This window comes from Pseudoneobacillus rhizolycopersici (assembly GCF_054786815.1).
The window spans coordinates 1-218 of sequence record NZ_JBTOOE010000286.1; the positions used below are offsets into that span (position 1 = coordinate 1).

Consider the following 218-nt stretch of genomic DNA (forward strand, 5'->3'; position numbering starts at 1 on the left):
AGGCAGAATTATTCAGGGAATTAAACAGACGAGGACACTCAATCCTGTCTTTATGATGGATGAAATTGATAAACTGGGTCTGGATTACCGGGGTGATCCTTCGGCAGCGCTTCTCGAAGCTTTAGATCCGGAACAAAATCACGCTTTTTCTGATCATTACTTGGAGGTGCCATATGATCTTTCTAATGTCATCTTTATCACCACAGCTAATATTTTGG

1 protein-coding gene is annotated in these 218 nt (G+C 41.3%); it reads left to right on the plus strand.

The genetic code is table 11. From position 1 onward, the window contains the following. A partial coding sequence (locus ACX9YW_RS23780) for an AAA family ATPase (RefSeq protein ID WP_460351302.1) occupies window positions 1–218 on the plus strand: 218 nt, incomplete at both ends.